Here is a 19,011-nt window from a genome sequence, read left to right as displayed (position 1 = left end):
GGAAACTATACGATGGAAACAGTTGTATTAGGCGTAAGCATGTTTATCGCTATTGTTGTGATCTTAGTCCTGATTATCATCGCGGCTAAATCAAAACTAGTACCTAGCGGTAACGTAACGATTGGTGTTAATGGTGATCCTGAAAAAGCGATTATCACACAACCAGGTTCAAAACTTTTAGGCGCATTAGCCGATGCAGGTATTTTCGTATCATCTGCATGTGGTGGCGGTGGCTCATGTGGTCAGTGTCGCGTAGACGTTCATTCAGGTGGTGGTGACATTCTGCCAACTGAGCTTGACCATATTACTAAAGGTGAAGCACGTGAAGGTTGTCGTTTAGCGTGTCAGGTTGCTGTTAAAGGCGACATGGAAATTGAACTTGAAGAGTCAATTTTCGGTGTTAAAAAGTGGGAATGTGAAGTTATCTCAAACGATAACAAAGCAACGTTCATTAAAGAGCTTAAGCTTGCAATTCCTGATGGTGAATCTGTACCATTCCGTGCAGGTGGTTACATCCAGATTGAAGCACCAGCTCACCATGTTAAATATGCTGATTTCGATGTTCCTGAAGAATATCGTGGCGATTGGGAGCACTTTGGCTTCTTTGGCCTTGAGTCTAAAGTTGATGAAGAGACTATCCGTGCATATTCAATGGCTAACTACCCAGAAGAAGAAGGCATTATCATGCTTAACGTGCGTATTGCTACGCCGCCACCGCGTGATTTAAGCTTACCTTGCGGTAAGATGTCATCTTACATTTGGTCACTTAAAGCAGGTGACAAGGTGACTATCTCTGGTCCGTTCGGTGAGTTCTTCGCGAAAGAGACAGACGCAGAAATGGTATTCGTAGGTGGTGGTGCAGGTATGGCACCAATGCGTTCACACATTTTCGACCAGCTTAAGCGTCTTAACTCTGACCGTAAGATGAGCTTCTGGTACGGTGCGCGTTCTAAGCGTGAGATGTTCTATGTTGAAGATTTCGACGGCCTACAGGCTGAGAATGATAACTTCGTATGGCATTGTGCATTATCAGATCCACAGCCAGAAGATAACTGGGAAGGTTACACAGGCTTTATCCATAACGTTCTTTATGAAAACTATCTACGTGATCATGAAGCCCCGGAAGACTGTGAATACTACATGTGTGGTCCGCCGATGATGAACGCGGCAGTAATTAACATGCTGAAAGACTTGGGTGTTGAAGATGAAAACATCCTACTTGATGACTTCGGTGGTTAATTTACAGGTAAAAAGATAAATTTTTACGATACTATTCAGGCTCCTAAATCGACTATAATGATTTAGGAGCCTTTTTTATTACAAGATAATAAGTTTATGAAACGAATATACTATTTTGCTTTTTTTCTGATTCTAATGACCTTAGTTGGCTGTGAACAGGCGGCTAAAGAAACCAAGATGCAAGAGGTATTGTTGCAAGGCAAGACCATGGGCACAACCTTCACAATTAAGGTATTTGTGCCAGAACAAAGAGTGCAGGAACTTAGCCTATTCAGTGAGGTAACAAGCCTGTTGAAAGACGTAAACCAATCGATGTCTACGTATATTCCTGATTCTGAAATCAATCAGTTTAACCGTTTAGCTGCGCATCAAAACTTTCCAATTTCTGAAGATTTACGCCGCGTTACTGCTGAGTCAATTCGTTTAGGGTTAAGTACGAAGACACTTGATGTGACTATGGGGCCATTAATTGATTTATGGGGTTTTGGGCCTGACAACCGCCCTGAAACCATTCCGAGCGATGATGTGATTGCTGAAATAAAGCAGCATATTGGTGTTGATAAGCTCAAGCTATCAGAACAAGGCCTGATGAAAACAGTTGAAGGACTAGAGATTAGTTTCTCAGCTACCGCTAAAGGCTTTGGTATTGATAAAGTAGCCGAGTATTTAGATTCACTGTCGTTAACTAATTATATGGTTGAAATTGGCGGCGAAATTCGTACTTCAGGTCACAAGCCAAACAACGTGCCTTGGGTATTGGCTATCGAACAACCAGATAGTGAACCTGGTACACGTGAGTTTCATAAGTTAATTCGCGTAAATGACATTGCTATGGCAACTTCAGGTGACTATCGTATATTTTACGATGTTGATGGCGTACATTACTCTCATCTTATACACCCTGAAACGGGCAAGCCGGTGCGTCAGGACTTAGTTTCGGTAACAGTGCTTCATGCGTCAGCAATGACAGCGGACGGCTTAGCAACCGCGCTAACTGTAATGGGCACAGAGCAAGCGAAACAATATGCAGAGCAACATAACCTGGCAGTATACTTAATTAGTAAAACGCCAGAAGGTCTAGAAACCTACGCTAGCAACGCGTTTCAGCCGTACCTGTAAGTTATTTATTTGCTTTACGGAGCAGCTAAGAGTTTTACGCTGCTCAATTTGCATATTTGAGAGTGAGACGGTTTTGAGTTTTGGATTGCTTTGGGTCAAGTATTAGCCAATTCAATATTACATTTTTTGTCTTGAGCGCGTATAATTGCGACACTTTTTTAAGGGGCCAACTATGTCTATATTTTTTCTTACTTTTGGATTACTCGTTATTATTGCACTAGCAATGGCTGTGGGTGTAATTGTACAAAAGAAATCAATGGCGAGTAGCTGTGGTGGCTTAGGTGCCATGGGCATAGATAAAGTATGTGACTGCGACGACCCATGTGAAGCACGTAAACAGCGTTTAGCGAAAGAACGTCGCTGGAATAAAGACCGCATTATCTAATCATTATAAAAAAGGCCATTAATTGATGGCCTTTTACTTATTTATCTATATCTATTTGCAATTCTACTGCCTGTAACAGGTCGTAGGTATTGGCCTGGGTCACTAAAGCCAAAGATTTTACTCATCTTAGTTGAAACCTTTTCATCGCCCTTCATTGCAGGCTCAAAACGCCATTCTTTAAGGGCGCGTGCAATGGAGCGCTTGAATCGGCTATTTACATTACCGCTATACTCTATATCTCTAATATGACCTTGCTCATCAATAGTAAATGTTACTGCAACATCCACGTGATTCTGTCGTGATGATGGCATTCTTGGGTGCTCAGGAATAACCGAATGAATAAGCTTGGCGCTAGTAAATTTTGGCTCTACAGCCACCTTTGTTTTTTCGGGCAATTTTTTTACCACTGGCGCAGCAGCTAACTTTTCAAAGTGTTTAGTTTTTGCAACCGATGGCGCTTTAACAGGTGAGGTTGTTTTAGCCGCTAATTGATTACTATTATGCTTGCTATCTAGCTGGGGTTTTACTTCAGTCGATTCAATAGTGTTAGCTGTTTGAGCTTCTTCAACTACTGCTGACTTAGGTTTTTGCTCTGTTTGTTTACTTGCTAATTTTTGCTGTTTAGCAGCCTCTTTTCCTTTTTTGTTAGTAACGCTACTTTTGTTTGTGTCACGCGTTTTTGAGAGCGAACTTTCCTTTGATGTTAATTTGCGTGCAGGTTTTGTGTCGCTCACTGTTTTTTTAGTTTGAGTATGCGTTTTATTCGTTGGTTTCCCTACGGTAGTACTTTTAATCGATGCTTTTTCTATAGCGTCTTCTTCTACTTTAGCAACTGTTGTTTCAAACGCTTTACTGGCTTGTTGTTCTTTGTTGGTTTGCTGTTTTTTATTGTTTTGCTGAGCAATAGGCTGTTGAGGCTTTTTATTTTCAGTAATCTTTGCGTCCAGCACCATAACATGTTGCTGGTTAGTTTGTGGAACTGGCGCCGGCTCGGTTTGTGTCATTGCTATAACTTTAGAGGCAGTAAAGATACTTGGAATAACGAATGCTGCCGCAAGTGCGGCGAGCCATTGGTTACCATAGCGTGGTGCGCAGCTATGCTGACCTACGGCGCGATGAATACGTGATGATAAGTCACCACCTGTTGCTGCCATGGCAAGCTCAGGAATATTGTGTCTAAGCGCTTCTGCTTCAGCTAATGCTCTGGCGTAAACTAACTGGTTACCACAGTGGTGGATTGCTAAATCATCACAGCAATACTCACGTTCTTGTCGAATTTGTTTAGAAATCCACTTTACTGCAGGGTGGAAGAATAATACTAACTCAACAAATGTTTGTACTAGGTTGACTAAATAATCGTAACGTTTGATATGTGCAAGCTCGTGTGCCATTAGCATTTCTAGTTGGGCGATTGATAATCCGCTTGCCAAATTTGCTGGGAGCAACACCACGGGTTTTATCCAGCCAATTGCCATAGGCACGTGCGCTGTTAATGATATAACCAAACTAGCACGTTTAGTTACAAAAAGGAGCGCTTTAAGCTGGTTGAAAATTAACTCTAGCTTATCTGATGGCTGCACAATATTGGTTGTTGTAAGCCTATGCACTTGCAGCATTTGCAAAGTGAGGCGCATGCTTAACACAATAATACCAGTCATCCACAACACAGCAACTAGAGGTGTAAAATCAGCTAATTGAAGCTGATGTGCAGTGTTAGATATACCAGAAGCTGCTATTGGTGATGCAATAACGTCATTTGTTGTAAATGTGCTTACATTAATTATTTCGTCAGGTTGCGACAGAACATAAAAAGTAACGGTTGGCGCAATAACACAAAGCATTAAACAGAATAATGAGAAAATATATCGGAATTGGCTGTGCTTATTGCTGGTAAGTTTATTTACACAAAAAAGTAGGCCCGCAATAACTAAGCCTTGCCATAAAAAATGTAAAAGCGTGAGAGAAATAAAATAGAGAGTATTACTTGCTAATAATGAGGGCAGTATATCCATAACGTTTGCTTACTTATTATTTTTTTCGAGAGAATCTAACAGAGTACGAATTTCATTAATTTCTTTAGTACTGGCTTTTTCGTCGCCAAGTGCGCGCATCACCAGATCAAAACGTGATCCACCAAACGCTTTGTTAACAATGTCTGACAGTAAAGATGATTGAGTGTGTTCCACAGAATATGCCGCGCTGTAGACATGCGCACGAGTTGACTCATCTCGTGTAACAAGGCCTTTTTCGTGCATGATTTGCAGCATTTTAAGCACAGTGGTGTAGCCTATTTTTTGGCTTTCACTGATATGTTCATGCAAAGTACGAACAGTGGCGGGTTGAATACGCCATAGCACATTAAGAATGTTGAGTTCTGCACTTGTTGGTACGCGTTTATTCTTATTCATAATTACGTCGCTTTTCGTAGATTGTTATTTACTCTACGAGATAGAGTTTATTTGTCAACCAATTAATCCTTGCATGTTCTGCTTGTAACGTCGGGATAAATTGAGATTGGCGCCGTCTTTTAAGGTAACAATATAGTCGCCGTTATCAGTAGGGCGAATTTCGCGTATTGCTTGCTTTTTGATGATCGCAGAGCGATGGATGCGAATAAAGCCAAATGGCGATAGCTGCTGTTCCATTGAAGATAATGTTTGGCGATGTAAAATCGTTCGCTCATCTTGGTTGAGGTGCAATTCAACGTAGTTTCCAGCGCCGCCAACCCAAGAAATTTCATCAGGTGTTAAAAATTTTATTCTACCGGCGTCTTTTAAAACGATTTGCTGGTCATCTAATTGGTTAGTCGAAAACCGTTGTACCAGTGAGCTCATCAACTCAAATTGCTGTTTTTCAGGCGCGAGTATTCTGGCTAGCTTATCTAATGTTTTGCCTAAACGAGAATTGACCATTGGCTCTAAAATAAAATCAAATAAATCACATTCAAATGCCTTAGCTGCATCAACGCGATTGCTTGATAATAATATGATTTCAGTTGAGTCTGCTAATGATTGAAGAGTAGGCCAATCATGTTCTTGAATAAGCTCATTTTGTACAAACAGTACTTTGGCACTGGTTTTTTTACAGGCTGCTATTAATTTGGCAAAACAAGATTCAACATTTGTTAGCTCAAAAAGTGAGTTGTCGATTTGTTGTGACAGAATGTCTGAGAATGTTGGGTCGTTGTGACCGACGACTAGATTGTATCTATCCATTTTATCCACCTAATTACGATGCCTTTCGTAATTAATATTACGAAACTTGTCGTAATAGTCAACGAATAAATGTAAGTTGATTTAAATGTATTGATTTAAAAGGGTTTTAAAGAAAAGGGCGAAACACTTCGCCCTTACACATATTAATTTTTTAACTGCTCAAGAGCGTGCTCGCCCCAGCCTGTTAGTTGATTATTTTTAAACACAAGCGGCGTACATTCGTCTTTTGTTGTTTTACCGTCAGAATGAATAGAGTTTGTTGCGTAGTAAAGAACGCGATATTCAGTGTCGTTTTGTTTTACTAGCTCAGAAAAATTTGGCGTACCAAGTTTATTGAACACGTGTTGATACTCTTTTCCAATTTCCATATTGGCAATCGCTTTGCGGTTTTTTTCGTGGGTTCTTTCCCAGCTAGATGAGTAGTCTGATTTGCCTTCACCGCCTACCGCAACAACACAGCCTGTTAAAAGTGGCAATGTGAGCGCTGATGCTAAAACTAAGTATTTCATAGAAGATCCTTGAATGATATTTCAAATATTATAATTTTCTAGTTATTAGCAGAAATAGTGCCAAAAAATTAAATTTTTATTTATCAGTTTGTTACTATTTTTATAATTTCTGGTTTTGGTGATATTTACGAAATTTTAGTGACTTTGACTAGTTACCATCGCCGTATATTCGCTTTTTTCAAGGTGTGGTTTAATCCTCGCTTTCTGTGGATATTTATTGTACCTAAATGAATATTTACAAAACTTCAATACTCTGCTTATGCTGTTATCTGCATTCATTTTCTTATCAATAAAATGAATGCAGATAAAGGCATCTTAAAACTTAACACGCCGCAAAATAAAAACTTGCTGAATCAAATAAGTTTGATACATAATAAACTGTATATATAAACAGTGTTTTGTGATTTTGAAAAAATTTATACATATTGATATGGATTGTTTTTATGCAGCAGTCGAAATGCGAGACAATCCAGAGTTGAGAGGTAAGCCAATCGCAATTGGCGGTAAACACCGTCGTGGTGTGTTGGCAACCGCAAACTATATTGCGCGTCAATATGGTGTGCGCTCAGCAATGTCTAACTATAAAGCGTTGCAACTGTGTCCAGAATTACTGATTGTTCCCGGTAGAATGGCAGTATACAAAGAAGTGTCTAATCAAATTAGAGAGATTTTCGCCAAATACACAGATCTAATTGAACCGCTTTCTTTAGATGAAGCCTATTTAGATGTAACCGATTGCACACAGCACTCAGGCAGCGCAACACTTATCGCTAATGCGATTCGTGATGAGATTTTTGAAACAACAGGTTTAACGGCGTCGGCGGGAATCGCACCCATTAAATTTGTGGCGAAAATTGCCAGTGATGAAAACAAACCAAATGGCTATTGTTTGATCCCTCCTCATCGGGTGCAAGGGTTTTTAAAAGCGCTTAACCTTAAAAAAATTCCTGGTGTAGGTAAAGTAACCTTAGAGAAATTGAATGCATCAGGTTTGTTTGTTGGTGAAGATGTATTAAACCTCGGTTTAAATCAAATGCAGGTAAAGTTTGGCACTTGGGGTGCTGAGTTATTTAAAAAGTGTAATGGTGAGGTGATTGGCAAAATAAATACATCACGTATTAGAAAGTCACTTTCAGTTGAGCATACCTACGAATATGATAAAACATCGCTAGAACAATGCTTAGCAGAGCTGCCAAAATTAAAAGATGAGCTTGATACAAGGCTACAAAGTAAAGGGCTGTTAAACAAAGTGTCTAAGCTTTCGGTAAAAGTTAAGTTTAACGATTTTGTTTCAACAACCGCGGATTACAGCTGCACGCATTTAGATGATGATATTTTTACGCGTTTAATCGAAAAAGCCTACTTACGAGGCGGAAATAAAGGCGTGAGATTACTCGGTTTAGGTGTTGGTTTGTCTGAAAATAGCTACGAACAAGAGCAGCTTGCAATGTTTGAATCTTGATTTTTATAAATTTGCCCTCATATTTAAGCCATCTTTTCTAAACTTACGCGTTAACATTATGCGTATTTATTCGTTCAGTAAGGTTCAAAAATGACTTCACCAAAGGCCCTGCAAGCGGCATCAACTTCAGATCTACCTCAATATGTTGATAGTTTAATTATTATCTCGCCAGACTTGGCACTGCTCCCAAATGATTTTCGCGATAGCGTAATGGTTACCGCGCAATTCGATAAGCGCATAGGCCAAAAAGCACTATTGTTGGTGAATGACAATGCACCTGGAAAACGTTTAGTGATTGCACCAACAGGTCCTTTAGAGCGTGACTATGACGATGTGCGTCGCTATTTCGATGCGGCGAAACAAGGTGTATTAGAAGCAAAACAAGCGGGTGCAACAAACCCTGCAATTTTAGTCTTGGGGCAATTAGATGATCGTTATCAGCAAGCTACAACCGTTGCGTATTTAGGTGCTTGCCAAGCATTATGGCAACCTCTAGAAGCACGTGAATTCCACGGTGCGGCAATTGAACCAGTTCAGTCTATTACTGTTGTTGGCGAATTTGATAGCCACTATGCAAATGCTATTGCACAAGGTCAGTACGCTGCGCGCGACCTTTGCGGTACTGAACCCGAGCGTATGGCACCTCCTAAATTTGCAGAATACTGTGAAAGCTTGTTTGCCAACAGTGCAGTGTCGGTAGAGGTGATTTCAGATACTCAATTTATTGATAAAAATTACCCGATGCTTAGCACTGTAGCCCGCGCATCATATGCGGTTGAGCGTCATCACCCGCGTGTTGTTAAACTTGAATATGTGCCTGAAGGCGATATTGAACGTACGCTATTATTTGTTGGTAAAGGCCTTGTTTACGACACAGGTGGTGCAGACTTAAAAGTAGGTGGTGCAATGGCGGGCATGAGCCGTGATAAAGGTGGCGCTGCTTCCGTTGCTGGCTTTATGAAGAGTATTGCAGAGCATCAACCTAAAGGGGTTAAAGTAGTAGCCTATTTAGCAATTGTTCGTAATTCGATCGGCTCTGACTGTTTTGTACCAGATGAAATTATCACTAGCCGTGAAGGCGTGCGCGTACGTATTGGTAATACTGATGCGGAAGGGCGCTTGGCAATGGGCGACCTATTAAGTGAAATTAAAGATGTTGCTAAGGGTGAAGTTAACCCTGTTGTATTTACCGTTGCAACATTAACAGGACACGCTGCACGAGCAATGGGCCCTTATACTGCGCTTGTTGAAAATGGTGCATCAAGAGCGCTGAACTTATCGCACAATATCGCAACGCAAGGTGATTTATGGGCTGATGGTTCTGAAGTATCGCGCGAACGCCGTGAAGACTATAGCTTTATCGCACCTAAAACGTTAGCGGACGATGTATTGTCGAGTAACAATGCACCATCAGCAATTACCGCCCGTGGTCACCAGTTCCCAATGGCGTTTTTGGCTGTGGCATCAGGCCTTGATAAGCACGGCGCAAACTCAGAGCTGCCAATTCCGTACATTCATGTGGATATTGCTGGTAGTGGTGTTGAGGGTGGCGACTGGCAACACGGCAAGCCAACAGCAGCATCACTTGCAAGTATTTACGCGACATTTTGTAAATAATCTTAGGTGCAAAGCTACTGCTTATCAGAGTCTAAGGTTAACTTATCTCAACTCGTGGTAAGACGTTAGTAATTGCATTTACCTATAAAAAGGCCGAACAACTGTTCGGCCTTTTTCGTTGTATCAATAAACTTTAGGGTCTGTTGATCTTTGCTGTTCTATTTTTGTTCTGTTTGAACGTGCTTTTATCGCGGCGCTCGATGTGTGGCCTAGTAATCTAAGCGAATATCGAGCAACAATGAGAAAAGTGCGCTCAAAAGAACCGTTCGGCAGCGCTTGATTGGCTTTTCTACTGTGTTATCGGCTGACTCACATAGAATAACTATGCCACGCAGCCTCTGCCTTGTATAAAACCCAATCAAACTGCTGCAAAAACTAACTTGAAAGATCAACAGACCCTAGTATTACTCTAATTTAAAGCGATTGACCACAGCATTCATTTGTTCACTGCTGGCTATCAGCTCATTGCTTGCGCTATTTAATTGATGGGTGTTATTGAGTGACTCATCTGCCATGCCTGCTAATTCATTGATGCGCATATTTGCTTCGCTAGCTGCTTGGCTTTGCTCTTCTGTTGCACGGGCAATTTGGCTATTCATTTCAGAAATCACATTCATTAACTCATCGATTTGATTGAGCACCTCATCGGCTTGACTTGCCTGAGTAACAGTATCGCGAGAGGTTGACTGTGACGCACTTACCGCAGACACCGCTTCTTGTGCGCCTTGCTGTAACTTTTGGATCATTTGTTGAATTTCTTCCGTGCTTTGCCCTGTACGACTAGCAAGTGTTCTTACTTCATCTGCAACTACTGCAAAACCACGCCCTTGTTCACCTGCGCGTGCGGCTTCAATTGCTGCATTTAATGCAAGTAAATTGGTTTGTTCTGCAATGCCTCTAATTACATCCAGTACAGCGCCAATGTTGTCACTTTCTGCGGCGAGTGAGGCAACGACGTCACTTACATGGTCAATATTATTCGATAGCGATTCTATTTGACTGATAGTTTTAGTGACGACCTCTTTACCTGCTTGTGTGTTTTCTCTAGCTTGATTTGCAGCTTGCTCTGCAGCATTTGCGTTATCACTTACTTCTCTTATCTGTGCGGTCATTTGCTCCATTGCAGTTGCCACTTGGGTGGTATTATCAGACTGCATTTGGATATATTCTTGGCTGTTATCACTGGTTTTTGACACTGTGTTTGCTTGCACTAGAACTTGCTCTGAGGCACTTGCGACTTGTTCTAATGAGTCGCGTATTTTGTCTGAGTATTGATTGAAGTAGCCAGAAAGTCGCGCAATTTCATCATTACCATCAGTGGTGAGCTTTCGCGTTAAGTCGCCTTCACCTTGCGCAACATCTTTCATTAGTTTCGTTGCTTCAATCGTGGGAGTAATAATACTTTTACCAATTAAATATGCCGCTACGCCGACAATTAAAATAATTAAAAGCGCTTCAATTAATAACGCAGTTGCCTGCTGCACAAATAATTTATTGAGGTTGTCTAGGTAAATGCCAGAGCCGATGATCCAGCCCCATGGCTTAAAACCTTTTACATATGAAATTTTGTCAACGGGTTCATCTGCCCCCGGCATCGGCCACTGATATGGTACAAAACCTTCGCCTTGTTGTCTGACGATATTGGCCATATCGACAAATAATCGCACGCCATTGGGATCTTTCACGTTACTGAGTGATTTGCTATTAAGTTCAGGTTTAATCGGGTGCATGATCATATTTGGTGTGGTGTCGTTGATCCAATAGTAGTTATTACCTTCATATCGTAATTTACTAATGGTTGCTTTGGCTGCGTCTTTTGCTTGTTGCTCGCTGAGCTCACCGCTAATTTGTTTTGTGTGGTATGCGGCGATTACGCTGTGCGCGGCTTCAACGATGCTTTTGGTTTTTTGGTAGGATTCGTTTTTAAGTAAATCGTATTGAGAATTTAAGGTAGCGGCACTGAGCAAGGCGAGGCCGAGTATGATTAAGCCAACCAGTATGGCCAATCTTTGTTGAATGCTGATGCGGCGAAGTGTTGTCATAATGCCACCTTCCGGTTACGTTGAATGTTTTAATATTAGACTATAAATTTCGAAATATAATTTGACCTAAGACATTATTTTTATAAAAGAAATAGAAAAAGCGGGCAAGCCCGCTTTTCGTTTATAAGACTAATTGTGTAGCCGTTACTGTTTGAAGTGACGGTTAAAAAAGTCGGTGATCGTTTGGTGTAGGTGAGTTTGTACTTTCTTACCTCGCAAGCTGTGCTTTGAGCCAGGATAAGTCATCATTTCAAACTGTTGTGCGTTGTCTTGCAACTGCTTAAATAACTTAGTTGCGTGAGTAAACAGTACGTTGTCGTCTGCCATGCCGTGATAGATCATCAGAGGGCCAGAGAGTCCTTCCGCATACGGGAAAACTGCACTTTGGTCATAGCCTTTAGCATTGGTTTGTGGGTGACCTAAATAACGCTCGGTGTAATGAGTATCGTAAAGAGCCCAGTCAGTTACCGGTGCACCAGATACGCCAGCTTTAAAGTAGTCGCCAGCTTTAAACATTGTCATTAACGCCATGTAACCGCCGTAACTGTGGCCATAAATACCAATACGCTCAGGGTCAACAAAATCTAAAGTACGTAAGAACTCGACGCCTTTGATTTGATCTTGTACTTCAACTTCACCTAAGTGTTTGTAGATTGGATCTTCAAACTTTTTACCTCGGTTGTATGAACCACGGTTATCCAATTGGAATACAATGTAACCTTGCTGCACCATGTATTGGAAGTAGAGGTTTTTACTGCGCCAACTATTAGTAACACGCTGTGCATGAGGACCACCATAAACATTAACCATTACTGGGTATTTTTTACCAGCCTCAAGCGTTTTTGGCTTAAATAAACGGTAATGCATTTGTTGGCCGTCATCAGCTTTTAATGTACCGTATTCTGGTTCAACTAGGTCGTTTAAATACGGTGTAAGAGGGTGGTTGTTATCAAGGCGATTCGGTTCTAACAAAGTAATAAAATTACCTAGGTTGTCACGTAACGATACTTGTGCCGGTTGGTTTACACTTGAGCTGCGGTCAATAAAAGTTTTGTTATCCTTCGCCATAACTACCGAATGGAATTTACCTGTGTCGGTTAAACGGCGAGGTTTTGATTTTTCAAATAACTTAGCCGAGTAAAGGTGGCTCTCAAGTGGTGTGTCAGCACGGCCTGAAAAGTAAATAAGGCCATTTTCTTCGTCAATGCTCTTAATGCTTTCAACAATCCAATCACCTTGCGTGAGTTGACGCACTAGGGTGCCATCTACTTTATAAAGGTATAGATGTTTAAAACCATCGCGCTCAGATGCCCAGACAAAATGCTTTTTATCATTTAAAAAACGCAAATCAAAATGCAAGTTAATCCAAGTGTCGTTGGTTTCAGAGAGTGCAACTTTTTGCTTTTTGCTTTCACTGTTATAAAAACGTAACTCTAAACGTTGTTGAGAACGGTTTTGCCATTGGTATGAGAGAGTTTTGTCGTCGTTTAACCATTTAGCACGTGCAAGATAGATGTCTTTATCTTCGCCCATATCAACCCAGTCAATCTGCTGCGAGTTAAGGTTAACTACACCTAGTTGAATATCAACATTATTGGTGCCGGTGAACGGGTAGCGCTGATTAAAGAGTTTCACTTCGTCAGCGTAAATTTCGTTGCGAATAGCTTCAGCAACAGGTGACTCATCAATACGAGTGAACGCGATTTTTGCTTCATCGCCGCTCCACCAATAACCTGTCATTCGGCTCATTTCTTCTTGCGCAACAAACTCGGCCATACCGTTTTTAATGGTATCTGCACCGTCGGTTGTTAGCTGAACTTCTTTACCCGTTGTTAGGTTTTGTACATATAAGTTCTGCGCACGAATATAAGATACAAAATTACCTTTTGGTGAAATCTTGGCATCGGTTTCGAACTCTGGTGTATCGGTAAGTTTGCGTGATTGCTGTTTATCTAGATCGTAATAATAAATATCACCATTTAGTGGGAATAAAAGCGCTTTGCCGTCTTTAGACCAAATGTACTCCATAATGCCTTTACCGAATACGCGCATACGTTCACGACGCGCTTTTTCTTCATCTGATAAAGTTTCTGGACCTGAAAAAATACTGTTTGAATCAACTAATACTCGATTGGTTTTATCTTTTAGGTTGTATTCCCATAAGTCGTAACGGTTGTAGTCTTCTTTTTTGCCTTGCAGATAGGTTACACGGCTACCATCAGGTGAAAATTTTAACTTTACCGGTGCTTTTCCTGCCAAACTTGGATCAGAAAAAATGCGCTCAAGAGACAGTGGCTGAGCCAGTGCACTCGTGCTGATCAAGCTTGCACTTGCCAAAGCAATCAATCTTTTATTCATTATTTACTCTTAGTTGCTGTTATGTGTGATAACCAGATGGTATGAAGATATAGAATTAATGGCAACAAATTGCTATAAACGACGTAAACAAATTATAAGGTAATGTGATGTTTGAATTAGCAAAAGAGCTAAAACGCGATTGTATAGAGATTGCCGATTGGTCACTTTGTAAAGTGCTGTTGATGAATGATAGCCAATATCCCTGGTTTATTTTGGTACCCAAGGTAGAGGGGGCGCGGGATATTATTGATTTAACAGAGCCGCAGCAGAATCAATTACAACTTGAGTCACGTCAATTACAGCATTTAATTCGTGAGGTATTCTCGCCTTATAAATTAAATGTGGCAGCGCTTGGTAATGTAGTGGAGCAATTACATATTCATCACATTGCGCGTTACCAAAACGATATTGCATGGCCACAACCTGTATGGGGAGCTTTCCCAGTGAAACCATATAGTAACGAACAATTACTACAATTAATTGAGCAATTTAACTTAACTGAATAAATTGTTTAGCGCAGCAAAATTTATAGGCTAAGCTTAGAGCGTGTTGACCTTTTCTGTCTGTTTCTGCAGCCGTTTGTTTGGCATTTAGACGAGGCAGAGCGATTGTGGTGTAGTTATTTTACATAAATGAGCGATAACGCAGTATAAATGCCAAACAAGCGCTGCCAATAGGGTTCAACCCAAACCGTTGTGCTTTTTGTTGTCGCTTTTTGACTTAGTCCACTAGGTCTACAAAGCGACGCCGCAATCAAAACGGTTTGGATTTGAACAGAATTTAGACCGTAAAGATCAACACGCTCTTAAAACGCTTTGAAATATAACATAAAACTACTTAAATATGCTGGTAAAGACCTGTTGGTTAATCGGTGCAACGAGTTCGCTTGAGCAAACAGAAAATTATAAAAAGGACGATCTTTATATGTCGACAGAAAACGCATTACTTACCATTTTGGTTGAAAAAATTAACAATGATACTCTGGTATTACCAACCCTTCCGGAAGTTGCAGTAAAGGTAAGAGAAGCTGCTGACAACCCTGAGATTAATTTAATGGATATGGGAGATGTTATTGCTCATGATCCGGCACTTTCTGCGCGTATGATTAAAGTAGCCAATAGTGCATTTTTAGGACGTGCCGTTAAAGTATCAACACTTAATCAAGCGGTAACACGAATTGGTTTAAGTCAAATTAAAAACATTGCTACAGCAATGGCAATGGAACAACTATTTGTTTCAAAAAACAAAGTGGTAAAAGAGTATTTATCCAAAAGTTGGCAAAAAACAGTTGATGTCGCGTCATCGGCAATTACGCTGTTAAGCCTGCATTTAAAAGATAATAAGCACAGCTCGCTAAACATCGACACCATTACCTTGGCATCGCTAGTTTATAACATTGGTATTTTACCAATTTTAACCGAAGCAGAGCGCCACCAAGAGGTGTTTGCCAACCCACAATTTTTAGCGCAAGCGATTCAAAAACTCGGTGGCCGTATCGGTGGTCATATTATGCGTGCGTGGGATTTTACTGACGAGTTTGTGGAAGTGGCAGAGCTTTGGGCAAACCCAGAATATAAGCCTGAAAACCCATGCTATGTTGATTTTATTCGCATGGCGGCAATTAGTGAAGGCCTGCTTAATGTTGCAGATAAAGAAAAGTCGTGGCAAGCCTATGTAGATAAAGATGTGCTCAGTGATGTAAGTGTTTTAGAGAGTGAGGAATACTCAGAACTACTCAATGATGTAAAATCAATGTTTGCCTAACAACTATCAACTATCAACTAACAACATCACATAGCATGTTATGTGATGTTGCTATTCCGCCGCAGTTTGACTCGCGAGTTGCATCGGCTTATCGCCGATTAACTCCGATACAGGCACCAGTTCAATACCTTGCTCTTTTAATGCCGTAATAGCATGGGGCAGGAATTTAATGGTTTCTGGGTAGGGGTGAGCAATGGCGATACCGCTTCCTGACTTTTTAGCAATATGAATTAATTGCTTTAAGCGAAACATCATCTGTTTTTCATTTGGAATATTATCTAAAAATACCTGACGAGATGCACTAGCAACGCCAAACAGCTTAGCCATATTCTGCGCTTGACTGTCTTTGGTAGTTTTACTATCAATAAAAAACAGTGAGCGTTCACGTAGGATCTCCATGGTCCACGCCATAGGTACTACCTTTTGCGTTAAAAACGAGCCCATATGATTATTGATGCCGATTACATCAGGGTAATCATTCAATGCTTCAACCAATTGGGTTTGCAGTGCCTGTTTGTCCATATCTGACGTAAGCGCGCCAGGTCCTAGCGCTTTACCACTAATTGCTTCCATTGGCACATGCAGAATTACATCGCGCGATAATTGCGATGCTCTGGTTGAAAAAGGTTTAGCGTAAGGGGTATAAGGCAAAATTGCGTATGACAATTCACCCGAGATATCTAATGCCGTTAAGTCGTTAGCGTGGTTACCAATATCATCAATTAAAATCGCCACACGAGCAGCAAAACAATTGCTGCTGAAAAGGGTTACTGCTAGTAGAAACAAACAAGTAATTGAACGCACAGGTATTCTTATTATTCTTTTTAATTATTATACCAATTCACCTAAGTGCCTAAATATCTTAGTGGATACCTTCGAAACTCAGTCGCTTAACAAACGGGTATTAATTCAAGGCTCATCCTGAGCCTTTTTTGAAACTCTACTAATAATGACCTATTTTTCTAGTAATTGCCACGCTTTTTCAAGTTGTAGATCATGGACTTTGGCATTAATGAATGTCTCTGTTTGCGGCTCTGTAAAATCGCCATTATGGGCAAAGTTATGCTGTAAAACAGGGTGGTCAGGTAGTATGCCAGAACCTTCGATTGAGCGGCCGCTAGGGGTGTAATATTTAGCTGTCGTAAGTTTTAAAGCAGTTTGTCCATCACCCAGTGGAATAAGCGATTGCACAGAGCCTTTACCATATGAACGTGTACCCACTAATTGTGCTCGTTGGTTGTCTTGCAGCGCACCGGCAAGAATTTCAGCAGCAGATGCAGACCCTTCGTTAATTAACACAATAATCGGCGCGCCGCCTAATACGTCCCCCTCTTGTGCATAATATTCTTGATTTGCTTCAGCAAAGCGCCCCTTGGTGCTGACTATGACGCCGCTTTCTAAAAATAAATCAGAGACTTCTATTGCACTATCAAGAATGCCACCAGGGTTGTCACGTAAATCGATAATTAGTCCGTTAATTTCACCGGCGACAATTTGCGAAAGATGGGCAAGCTCTTTGGCAACATCATACAAAGTATGATTGTTGAAATTGATAATGCGTAAGTAGGCGATACCTTGGCTGTTAATATTACCTTTTACGCTTTTGAGGTCGATTTTTTTACGTTCCACCTCGAAAAGTAATGGTTGTTCATGGCCATTTCGTGCAATGGTAAGTTTAACGTGTGGTTTTTGCTGCTGGTTAATTAATTTAGAGACTTGCTTGATTGGTTGGTTGATAACTGAAATATCGTTTACTTTCAGTAGAATATCACCTTTTGTTAAGCCAGCGGTTTGGGCAGGTGAGTTTTCAATCGCAGCCACAATTACAATGTGCTTCTCACGTTGCTCTACCTCTATACCTAATCCGGTGTAGCGGCCATTGGCAACATTAAACAAGGCTTCAAGTTCAGTTTGGTCAAGAAACTCAGAATGGGGATCGAGTTGTTTGAAAATGGATTCGATAGCATGTTGGTTAAGTTTGTTTGCGTCGATATCATCAACGTAAAAATGCTCGATATTGGCGAGCACTTCAGCCATCGAAATATGAGATGTAGTCTTCGCGTCAGCTGATACAGCCGACACCCAGTATAAACATGCTAAAGCACAGATTTTTAAACTATTAAGAAAAAAAGTCATTGGCTCACTCCTCAAATGAGGTGTAGCCAATTATGAATCCTAAATTCGTCTACACCATTTAATAGGGTTTACCGCTCTTCCCTTATGCCGTATTTCAAAGTATAGACTAGGATTTGATTGTCCACCGCTTTGTCCAATTAAAGCAATTTGTTCTCCGGCTCTTACTTTATCGCCAACTTCCTTCAAAAGCGCTTGGCTGTGGCCGTACAGGCTCATAAATCCTTTACCATGATCAATTACAATTACCCAGCCAAATCCTTTTAACCAATCGGCAAATAATACTTGTCCGTCGGCAATTGTTTTTACCGGTGCCCCTTCTTTACCGTTCATTAAAACGCCTTTCCAGCGCAGGCTACCGTGTTTTTTCTGGCCGAATCTGTGAGCTAATTTTCCGTGTGACGGCCAATCGAGTTTGCCTTTTTGTTTTTGTAGGCCAACTAACTTAACTTCGCTTTCTTTGATTTCTTGATTAAGTTGTTCAAGGGTTTGTTTTAGTACTTGCTCATTTTGCTTTAAATACACAAGTTGAGATTGGGTTTTTTGTAAGGTGCTTTTCAGCGATTGGTAATTCGCTTTTTGCTCTTTTTTGGCAACCAGTAGTTTTTCTTGCTGCTGCTGTTGCGTATTTAGCAGTTCTTCAAGTTGGGTTTGATTTTGTGCCAGTAATTGTCGGCTATTTTCTAATTCAATCAGTGTTGTTTTTAATTTTTCGAGTTCTTTTATGCGCGCGTTATTTAAATATTGATAGTAATTTAATGTGCGCTCAACATTCTGCACCTGATCTTGGCTTAAGAGCAACTTGCCATAATCATGGTTGCCGGTCATAAAAGCACTGCGCAGTTGAGCGGCAAGTGCTGACTGCTGATTTTTCTTGTCGATTTCGAGCGATTTTATTTTATCTTTAAGCGTTGCCTGCTCCGTTAGATTTAACTCAACATCAAACTTTAGTTGTTTTAGTTTTTTAGAGCTTTCGGCAATGGCGAGATCGGCTTTTTTAAGGTCTTTTTCAGTTTTATCTAGCAGTGCTTGCTGCTCTTTAAAGGTTTTATTAGTGTTCTTAAGTTGCTCTTGAACTTGGTTAAGATCATCTTTAGTACGCTCGGTATTAGCTTGCGAAGCGCAAGCTAATACCAATAAAACAACGAATAAATAACAGCGACGCATG

16 protein-coding genes are annotated in these 19,011 nt (G+C 40.7%); 7 read left to right on the top strand and 9 right to left on the bottom strand.

Features of this window, described 5'->3' with window-relative positions:
• Positions 1–12 precede the first annotated feature (12 nt).
• The 3 genes from nqrF (at position 13) to nqrM (ending at position 2,743) form a co-directional block, all read left to right on the top strand.
• Positions 13–1,239 carry an NADH:ubiquinone reductase (Na(+)-transporting) subunit F gene (gene nqrF, locus L1068_RS08545; protein WP_237129911.1) on the top strand — a complete coding sequence of 409 codons (1,227 nt, stop codon included), beginning with the start codon at positions 13–15 and terminating at the stop codon, positions 1,237–1,239.
• Between the two features lie 96 nt (positions 1,240–1,335).
• The gene (locus L1068_RS08540; protein WP_237129909.1) at positions 1,336–2,358 is read left to right on the top strand and encodes an FAD:protein FMN transferase; all 1,023 of its coding nucleotides are present in this window, start codon (positions 1,336–1,338) and stop codon (positions 2,356–2,358) included.
• A gap of 172 nt (positions 2,359–2,530) precedes the next feature.
• The gene (gene nqrM / locus L1068_RS08535) at positions 2,531–2,743 is read left to right on the top strand and encodes a (Na+)-NQR maturation NqrM (protein WP_010561776.1); all 213 of its coding nucleotides are present in this window, start codon (positions 2,531–2,533) and stop codon (positions 2,741–2,743) included.
• A gap of 41 nt (positions 2,744–2,784) precedes the next feature.
• Here the strand turns inward: nqrM and L1068_RS08530 are convergent, their stop codons facing one another.
• The 4 genes from L1068_RS08530 to L1068_RS08515 form a co-directional block, all read right to left on the bottom strand.
• The gene (locus L1068_RS08530; RefSeq protein WP_237129908.1) at positions 2,785–4,755 is read right to left on the bottom strand and encodes a M56 family metallopeptidase; all 1,971 of its coding nucleotides are present in this window, start codon (positions 4,753–4,755) and stop codon (positions 2,785–2,787) included.
• Between the two features lie 9 nt (positions 4,756–4,764).
• Positions 4,765–5,151: a BlaI/MecI/CopY family transcriptional regulator gene (locus L1068_RS08525; RefSeq protein ID WP_054981173.1), complete on the bottom strand. Its 387-nt coding sequence runs from the start codon at positions 5,149–5,151 to the stop codon at positions 4,765–4,767.
• Positions 5,152–5,205: 54 nt separating this feature from the next.
• Positions 5,206–5,958 carry a LytTR family DNA-binding domain-containing protein gene (locus L1068_RS08520; RefSeq protein WP_237129907.1) on the bottom strand — a complete coding sequence of 251 codons (753 nt, stop codon included), beginning with the start codon at positions 5,956–5,958 and terminating at the stop codon, positions 5,206–5,208.
• Positions 5,959–6,101: 143 nt separating this feature from the next.
• Entirely contained in the window at positions 6,102–6,467 is a 366-nt protein-coding gene (locus tag L1068_RS08515; RefSeq protein WP_237129906.1) for a DUF3192 domain-containing protein, read from the bottom strand.
• 406 nt (positions 6,468–6,873) lie between these two features.
• Between L1068_RS08515 and dinB the strand changes: the two genes are divergently transcribed.
• On the top strand, positions 6,874–7,929 hold the full coding sequence (dinB, locus tag L1068_RS08510; protein WP_275419472.1) for a DNA polymerase IV: 1,056 nt from the start codon (positions 6,874–6,876) through the stop codon (positions 7,927–7,929).
• Positions 7,930–8,019: 90 nt separating this feature from the next.
• Positions 8,020–9,546: a leucyl aminopeptidase family protein gene (locus L1068_RS08505; protein WP_237129905.1), complete on the top strand. Its 1,527-nt coding sequence runs from the start codon at positions 8,020–8,022 to the stop codon at positions 9,544–9,546.
• A gap of 404 nt (positions 9,547–9,950) precedes the next feature.
• On the opposite strand, the gene L1068_RS08500 is transcribed toward L1068_RS08505, so the two are convergent.
• Together L1068_RS08500 and L1068_RS08495 are read right to left on the bottom strand one after the other, a co-directional pair.
• Positions 9,951–11,588, bottom strand: coding sequence for a methyl-accepting chemotaxis protein (locus L1068_RS08500; RefSeq protein ID WP_237129904.1), 1,638 nt, complete (start codon positions 11,586–11,588; stop codon positions 9,951–9,953).
• A gap of 144 nt (positions 11,589–11,732) precedes the next feature.
• Positions 11,733–13,946 (bottom strand): DPP IV N-terminal domain-containing protein, encoded by a 2,214-nt coding sequence (locus L1068_RS08495; RefSeq protein ID WP_237129903.1) that lies wholly within the window; start codon positions 13,944–13,946, stop codon positions 11,733–11,735.
• Positions 13,947–14,053: 107 nt separating this feature from the next.
• On the opposite strand from L1068_RS08495, the gene L1068_RS08490 reads away from it, so the two are divergent.
• Positions 14,054–14,452 carry an HIT family protein gene (locus L1068_RS08490; protein ID WP_237129902.1) on the top strand — a complete coding sequence of 133 codons (399 nt, stop codon included), beginning with the start codon at positions 14,054–14,056 and terminating at the stop codon, positions 14,450–14,452.
• Between the two features lie 418 nt (positions 14,453–14,870).
• The gene (locus tag L1068_RS08485) at positions 14,871–15,710 is read left to right on the top strand and encodes an HDOD domain-containing protein (protein WP_237129901.1); all 840 of its coding nucleotides are present in this window, start codon (positions 14,871–14,873) and stop codon (positions 15,708–15,710) included.
• 51 nt (positions 15,711–15,761) lie between these two features.
• On the opposite strand, the gene L1068_RS08480 is transcribed toward L1068_RS08485, so the two are convergent.
• The 3 genes from L1068_RS08480 to L1068_RS08470 all read right to left on the bottom strand — a co-directional run bounded on the left by L1068_RS08480 (position 15,762) and on the right by L1068_RS08470 (position 19,010).
• Positions 15,762–16,514, bottom strand: a complete 753-nt coding sequence (locus tag L1068_RS08480) for a divergent polysaccharide deacetylase family protein (protein WP_237129900.1) — start codon at positions 16,512–16,514, stop codon at positions 15,762–15,764.
• 150 nt (positions 16,515–16,664) lie between these two features.
• Complete coding sequence (locus L1068_RS08475) at positions 16,665–17,846, bottom strand: S41 family peptidase (RefSeq protein ID WP_237129899.1); 1,182 nt, start codon at positions 17,844–17,846, stop codon at positions 16,665–16,667.
• 39 nt (positions 17,847–17,885) lie between these two features.
• Positions 17,886–19,010: a peptidoglycan DD-metalloendopeptidase family protein gene (locus tag L1068_RS08470; protein WP_237129897.1), complete on the bottom strand. Its 1,125-nt coding sequence runs from the start codon at positions 19,008–19,010 to the stop codon at positions 17,886–17,888.
• Between the last annotated feature and the right edge of the window lies 1 nt (position 19,011).

It is taken from the genome of Pseudoalteromonas sp. MMG024 (assembly GCF_021654175.1).
In the GTDB taxonomy this organism is placed as follows: Bacteria; Pseudomonadota; Gammaproteobacteria; order Enterobacterales; family Alteromonadaceae; genus Pseudoalteromonas.
Note: the sequence above shows the minus strand (reverse complement) of the source record. Positions and strands in the feature narration are given on the sequence as shown.